We start from the raw sequence: 1,510 nt of genomic DNA, 5'->3' as shown, positions 1-1,510 counted from the left end.
CCGCCGGCCGCCGTGGCCTGCGCGCCGGCGCAGTCGGGCAGCCAATTGGTGGGCAACTGGCAGTCCAGCACCCGTCCCCGCGGCGTGGCCGGTGATTTCAAGGCGCTGGTCGCGCTGGCCGCCGATGGCACCATGAGCTACGACACGCAATTGAAAATCGGCAAGCGCACCCGTCCGGGCTTGCGCGAATCGGGCTGCTGGGAACTGAAAAGCGGCGTGCTCACGCTGCAAACTGTACGGTCCAACGGCGAACCCGTGGATACGGCGGACCCCATCTACCAGAACCGCTACCGGGTCGAGAAAATCAGCGGCACGATGCTGACCCTGCGCGAATTGCGCAGTGGCGGCCAGGCGATTACCGCGCGCCGCATGCCGCCGGGCTACCGCCTGCCCAACTGAACCCCCGACCATGCCGCCAGCCAGTTCACACAACCGAGCCATCGCCTTGCTGGCGCTGGCGGCCTTCGTCAGCGCCTGTGCGTTTCGCATCTGCGACCCCATGCTGCCGCGCCTGGCGGCGGATTTCGGCACCTCCACCGGGCAGGCCGCCGCCACGGTTACCGCGTTCGCGGTGGCCTATGGGGTGCTGCAGATGTTCTTCGGTCCGGTGGGCGATCGCTACGGCAAATATCGCGTGGTGGCCGTGGCCACGTTCGCGTGCGCCATCGGCAGCGCTGGCGCGGTGCTGGCACCCACACTGGACATGCTGGTACTTTGCCGGGCCTTGTCCGGCGCGGCCGGCGCCGGCATCGTGCCGCTGTCCATGGCCTGGATAGGCGACAACGTGGCCTATGAGCAGCGCCAGGCCACCTTGGCGCGCTTTCTTACTGGCACCATCCTGGGCATGGCCGCGGGCCAACTGGCTGGCGGCTGGTTCGCCGATACGGTCGGCTGGCGCTGGGCGTTCGGCGCCCTGGTGGCGGGCTATCTGGCCGTGGGCCTGCTGTTGTGGCGCGAAGTTGCCCGGCAGGCCGCCACCGCGGCGAGCGTGCCCGCCGAAGCGCCGCCGCGCCAGGGTTTCATGGCCCAGGTGCGCACCGTGTTGGGCGTGCCTTGGGCTCGCATCGTGCTGGCCACCGTTTTTATTGAAGGCCTGCTGGTGTTCGGCGCCCTGGCTTTCGCGCCAGCGTACCTGCACGCGCGCTTCGGTTTGTCCTTGACGGCGGCGGGCGCGGCGGTGGCGGTGTATGCCCTGGGCGGCCTGCTGTACACCGTGGTGGCCGGGCCGGTGCTGCGGCGGCTGGGCGAGCGCGGCCTGGCCAGCGCCGGCGGGGTATTGCTGTGCGTGGCCTTCCTGATGTATCTGCTGGGTCCCGCGTGGGGCTGGGCGCTGCCGGCCAGCATGCTGGCCGGTTTCGGCTATTACCTGCTGCATGCCACCTTGCAGACGCATGCCACGCAGATGGTGCCCTCGGCGCGCGGCACGGCCGTAGCCTGGTTCGCGTCTTGCCTGTTCCTGGGCCAGGCGGTGGGCGTGGCGCTGGCCGGCCTGGTGGTCGACATGGCGGGC

At 70.0% G+C, this 1,510-nt stretch carries 2 protein-coding genes; both read left to right on the top strand.

Translation table 11 applies throughout. The features are described from left to right. On the top strand, nt 1–399 hold a 399-nt coding region (locus LPZ50_RS24770; RefSeq protein WP_230665483.1), incomplete at its 5' end, for a hypothetical protein. A gap of 10 nt (nt 400–409) precedes the next feature. Beyond that, nucleotides 410–1,510: MFS transporter (locus LPZ50_RS24765; RefSeq protein ID WP_230665482.1), on the top strand; the 1,101-nt coding region annotated here is incomplete at its 3' end.

Source organism: Bordetella petrii, assembly GCF_020991325.1.
Lineage (GTDB): Bacteria > Pseudomonadota > Gammaproteobacteria > Burkholderiales > Burkholderiaceae_B > Bordetella_A > Bordetella_A petrii_E.
This window is presented reverse-complemented; position numbering and strand designations above follow the sequence as displayed.